This window comes from Paenibacillus sp. 01T422, assembly GCF_056398785.1.
This window is the reverse complement of record NZ_JBFTQB010000723.1, coordinates 1-4890: the sequence shown is the minus strand read 5'-3', so window position 1 is coordinate 4890 and position 4890 is coordinate 1. Positions and strand designations below refer to the sequence as shown.

Annotated in this window: 7 protein-coding genes; all 7 read left to right on the top strand. The window is 42.4% G+C overall.

Annotation, left to right across the window (positions count from 1 at the left end; genetic code table 11):
* Positions 1 to 337, top strand: a 337-nt coding sequence (locus tag AC1DUA_RS29840; RefSeq protein WP_477503193.1) for a sigma-70 family RNA polymerase sigma factor family protein, incomplete at its 5' end; no start/stop codon positions are given.
* A gap of 262 nt (positions 338 to 599) precedes the next feature.
* On the top strand, positions 600 to 1079 hold the full coding sequence (locus tag AC1DUA_RS29835) for a carboxymuconolactone decarboxylase family protein (protein WP_477503192.1): 480 nt from the start codon (positions 600 to 602) through the stop codon (positions 1077 to 1079).
* Positions 1080 to 1158: 79 nt separating this feature from the next.
* Complete coding sequence (locus AC1DUA_RS29830) at positions 1159 to 1575, top strand: SDR family oxidoreductase (RefSeq protein ID WP_477503191.1); 417 nt, start codon at positions 1159 to 1161, stop codon at positions 1573 to 1575.
* Between the two features lie 264 nt (positions 1576 to 1839).
* Positions 1840 to 2340, top strand: a complete 501-nt coding sequence (locus tag AC1DUA_RS29825) for a hypothetical protein (protein WP_477503190.1) — start codon at positions 1840 to 1842, stop codon at positions 2338 to 2340.
* A 30-nt stretch (positions 2341 to 2370) separates the two neighbouring features.
* Positions 2371 to 2610 (top strand): hypothetical protein, encoded by a 240-nt coding sequence (locus AC1DUA_RS29820; protein WP_477503189.1) that lies wholly within the window; start codon positions 2371 to 2373, stop codon positions 2608 to 2610.
* A 93-nt stretch (positions 2611 to 2703) separates the two neighbouring features.
* The gene (locus tag AC1DUA_RS29815; protein WP_477503194.1) at positions 2704 to 4245 is read left to right on the top strand and encodes a spore germination protein; all 1542 of its coding nucleotides are present in this window, start codon (positions 2704 to 2706) and stop codon (positions 4243 to 4245) included.
* A gap of 33 nt (positions 4246 to 4278) precedes the next feature.
* Positions 4279 to 4890, top strand: a 612-nt coding sequence (locus AC1DUA_RS29810) for a Ger(x)C family spore germination protein (RefSeq protein ID WP_477503188.1), incomplete at its 3' end; no start/stop codon positions are given.

Below are 4890 nucleotides of genomic sequence, written 5' to 3'. Positions count from 1 at the left end.
ATTTATCTCTGCGCTTACGAATGGCAACATTCAGTCCCTTGTGGACTTGTTGACTGAGGACGTCATCTTGATTGCCGACGGCGGAGGCAAAGTATCGGCAGCCGCAGTTCCTGTCTACATGAAAGAGCGCGTGCTTAAAATATTGCAGGCTCTTTCAGCACGATTCCCCGAATCTAAGGCACAGCTAGTTGAGGTCAATGATCAACAGGGCATATTGCTAACAAAAGATGGCGTGCCAACTGGCGTTATTTCTTTTGAGTGGGATTCCCATAAGATTTCCATTCAAAGAATTTTCGTGATTGTGAATCCAGATAAGTTAAAGCATGTATCCATCTAATGCATAAAACTCCGGACCCTTGCCAGAAGCGGGATTTCGGAGTTTTGTCTATGATACGGACACTAAAAAGCAAGATGAAAATTATCGGTGTATTGTGCATCAAAACAAGGTTTACAAATTCAGCGTTGCCTTTGGCTATCGTGGCCATCTGCAGAAACCAAAGCAGGAAATATAAGTGAAGCAATATTGATGTCACACATGGAGAATGCCAATTGTCTTAATAGTGTTACGAAAAAAAACAAAACAGTGGAGGTATACAAAAATGACACAACGTATAAATTACATGCAGCAATCACCGGAGTTCACTAAAAAAATGATGGATTTCAGCAACGCTGAGAAGGAAAGTTCAATTGAAGAGAAAATCCTTCATCTCGTTCACATCAGGGCTTCACAAATGAATGGATGTGGATTCTGCGTGGATATGCATGTCAAACAAGCCAAGATCCATGGTGAGAGCGAACTTCGTCTCTATCATCTTCCAATTTGGCGGGAATCCACATTGTTCGCGCCGCGTGAGCGTGCTGCGTTGGCATGGACAGAAATCCTGACCAAGCTTCCTGAGCATGGTGTACCTGATGAAGTTTATGACCGAGTTCGCGGTCAGTTTTCTGAGAAAGAACTCTCAGATTTGACCTTCTCCGTCATGGCGATCAATGCTTGGAATAGAATTAACGTTGGTTTCAAAACAGTTCCAGGTTCGGCCGACGCAGCATTTGGTTTGTCAAAAGCTGGATTGAACTAATTTAACTTACACTAGGCAGTTATTACTGGATAGGACAACAGAGTAGAGAAATTTCAATCATAAAACTAGGAGGATTACTATGAAAATTGTCGTTATTGGTGGTAGTGGACTTATTGGGAAAAAACTTGTAAACAACCTTCGTGACCTTGGTCATAACGTGGTGGCGGCATCACCTTCCTTAGGCATCAACTCCGTTACGGGTGAGGGACTCGTTGAGGCGATCAGCGGCGCGGAAGTAGTCGTTGACGTTTCGAACGCTCCTTCATGGGAAGATCAAGCTGTATTGGATTTCTTTGAAACATCAACTCGCAATCTCCTTGAAGCTGAAGCAGCTGCTGGAGTGAAACATCACGTTGCGCTATCAGTTGTTGGTACAGATGGACTGCTAGAAAGCTACTATGGCGTGCTGCTGAACCAACATTCTCTCGTCCCACAGGGCGAGGCACGTATCACTACGACACGTTTCGAGGATTGGTTACAGCGTACATCGAACTAAGATGAACGCCAACCGCTTTACGTGTATTTGGAGACCCGCAGGTTGCGGGTCTTTTTTCTTTGCCTATGTTTTAAATTTTGGGTTTGAATAACGGGATAAAGTTGTTGTCACAGCTCATGACAGCAAACTTTATCCCGTTTCTAATTGGAGCAAATTTGTCCGACTAATCATGCAGTTTATGAATTTTTAATATGTGGTTTAGAGCGAGTTTATTTCAATTTATTATCTTATAGATACAACTATTACAAGGGAGACTACGGGATAATGAGATTGATAAATATGACACAGAAGAAGTGGCTCTTAAGCTTACATATCCTTTTTGCAGCTATAATGTTCGGTACAAGTGTAACATTTCTCATTTTGAGTATAACGGCAGTGAGCTCCCATGATTCAGGTTTAATCCTTTCCTGCTATAAGGCCATGCATGTTTTATCCCAAACTTCCGTGAGAGCCTCGTTTATTGGGACTATAGTGACAGGAGTGCTTTTATCCGTATGGACTCATTGGGGCTTAGTGAAATATTATTGGATCATAGCGAAAGAAATACTAAGTTTAATTGCGCTTATCTTAGGACCAATCGGCATGTACATATGGACGCTGCAAGGAATTTCGCTAATAACAGATGTGGGAGTAGAGGGAGCAAATCAGGGAGCTATGGTAGTAAACACGATGTCACTATTCATTGGCATAGGTCTACAGATTATTTCATTAGCTTCAATGTATGTACTTTCCGTATTTAAGCCTTGGGGGAAACGTCGCGGATAGATGTCATACGAATTATGCAGGATATTGTAGATGCAATCGTATATTTGGAATCTGCTAATTTCGTCACTGGGGAAATTCTTCACGTTGATGGTGGTCAAAACGCTGGTCAGTGGTAAGCAAGCTAAGTTAAACGAATATGCGATTATAGAGGGTGTCCCAAAAGTCATGAAAATGGCGAGGGGCATCCTTTTTTCAATTACACAAAACAATCAGCTCGAATCCTCATGGACGACGAAGCAGGCAGCACATCTTAGAATATTTTCGGAGTAAAAATGGGAAATTATATATATCCGTGTTTCTGTAGGAGGCTGTTCAGTGAAATGGTTTAGGAAGTGGATGCGCACGAAACCTGGGTATCCCATCATGCCTGAGGAACTTCAATCTATAGATGAAGAGAGCGCGGGATTAAGCAATGATTTAGAGCATAATGAATGGACTCTGAAACGTGTATTCCACAACAGCTCTGATATCGTATTTCGTAAAGTTCAAATAGCTGGTCAAAATCATTGGCTGATCATCTACTTTGCAACGCTGGTTGAAGATGAGTTGATTAATGATCATATTTTGAAACCGATGATAGCTAAATCTGAAAAACATGAAGATATATTAAAAACAGAATGGCTCGACGATCAGAGCATCTCCATAGGTATGACGAGTGTTACATCCAAAGTAACTGACCTCGTAAAACAAGTGCTAAATGGCCATGCAGCTGTGCTCACAGTTGGGAACTCCGATGCGATGATGGTCAAAGTGAATGTTAAATCACAAAGAAGCTTGGACGAACCGTCATCTGAACCCGTCATTCGCGGTCCCAGAGTTGGATTTATCGAGAATATATCTAAGAATATCGGGTTAATACGCTCCATAATCAAAACTTCAAGATTAAAAATAGAATCATTCACACTTGGGGAGCTATCCCAAACGCAAGTTGTTATTACGTATATTGTGGGCATTGCTTCCGAAACGGTCATTGAGGAAGTGCGAGATAGGATATCGCGGATCAAAATTGACGGAATCCTAGATTCAGGATATGTAGAGGAATTTATTGAGGATAGCCCTTATTCGCCATTTCCGCTTGTACATAGTACGGAACGACCAGATGTTGTCGCTTCAGAATTATTGGAAGGGAAGGTAGCTATTCTTGTCGATACCTCTCCTTTTGTATTAATTGTTCCCATGACTTTCTGGACGGGCCTCCAGGCAAGTGAGGATTATTATGTTCGCTGGCCCATCGGAACTTTTGTCAGATGGATTCGATTCCTTTTCATCTTCATCGCTATATTTGCTCCTCCACTGTATGTTGCGGTTACGACCTTTCATCAGGAGATGATTCCCACTAATCTTGTTCTGAGTATTGCTTCGTCGCGAGAGCCTGTACCTTTCCCGGCGATGATCGAAGCCTTGTTGATGGAAATCACATTCGAGGCCTTGCGTGAAGCGGGAATTCGTTTGCCCAAACAAATAGGACAAGCGATAAGTATCGTAGGGGCGTTGGTTATCGGTCAAGCAGCTGTACAGGCGGGAATTATTTCTGCTCCAGTCGTTATTATCGTATCCATCACCGGTATTGCTGCGTTTACCATTCCACGCTACAGTTTTGCAAATGGCATTCGATTACTTCGCTTTCCAATGTTATTCCTAGCAGGTTCGCTTGGACTTTACGGCATTGTGTTTGGGTTTCTGGCCATTTTGTTACATGTTACATCCCTTCGTTCATTCGGTATTGCTTATTTTACTCCAGTAGCCCCACTTAGACTTTCGAATTTGAAAGATGTATTCTTCCGAGCACCTATTTGGGCTAAAACACGCCGTCCACAGGCAACAGGATCCGAAAATCCAGTCCGTGAACCAGAAGGTCAAAAACCAAGACCAAAACAAGGAAAGCAGTCCGCGGATAACAATTAGAACTTGTTCGGTTGTGAGGAAAGGAACTTCAGAATGAAATCATTCCTATACATCGGCATACTATTCACTGTATTGCTCACAAGCGGTTGTTGGGATCGTAGGGAGATCAATGATCTTGCATTTATTTCGGGCACAGCCTTTGACTTAACGAAAGATGGAGAATACTTATTATCCCTACAGATCGCAGTTCCATCTTCGAGTCAAGCGGGGCCAGGGAGTGGCGGGAACAGCCAGAAAGAGAACTTTTTTGTCATATCGGCTACTGGCATTAATGCCAATGAAGCGTTTGAAAAACTTCAGAAAAAAAGTTCCCGTGTTTTATTTACCGCACATCGCAGCGTTATTTTTATAGGTGAATCGTTAGCCAAGCACGGGATTAATGATGTTCTTGACGTTTTTGCTCACGATCCGCGGCAGCGATTAAAAACGTATATTATGGTTGTAAAAGGAGGGGATGGAAGAGAAATTCTACAGAAGAAATATCCATTTGAACAAGTGCCAATGGAGGCAATCAAGGAAATGGAAATATTGGGAAGCGATATAGCGATTACATTACGGGACTTTTTTTTGGCTTCATCAAATGAGGGCATCTATCCAGTTATGGGAGTCATCGAACCTGATAATTTGTCTGAAGCGATACCAGAG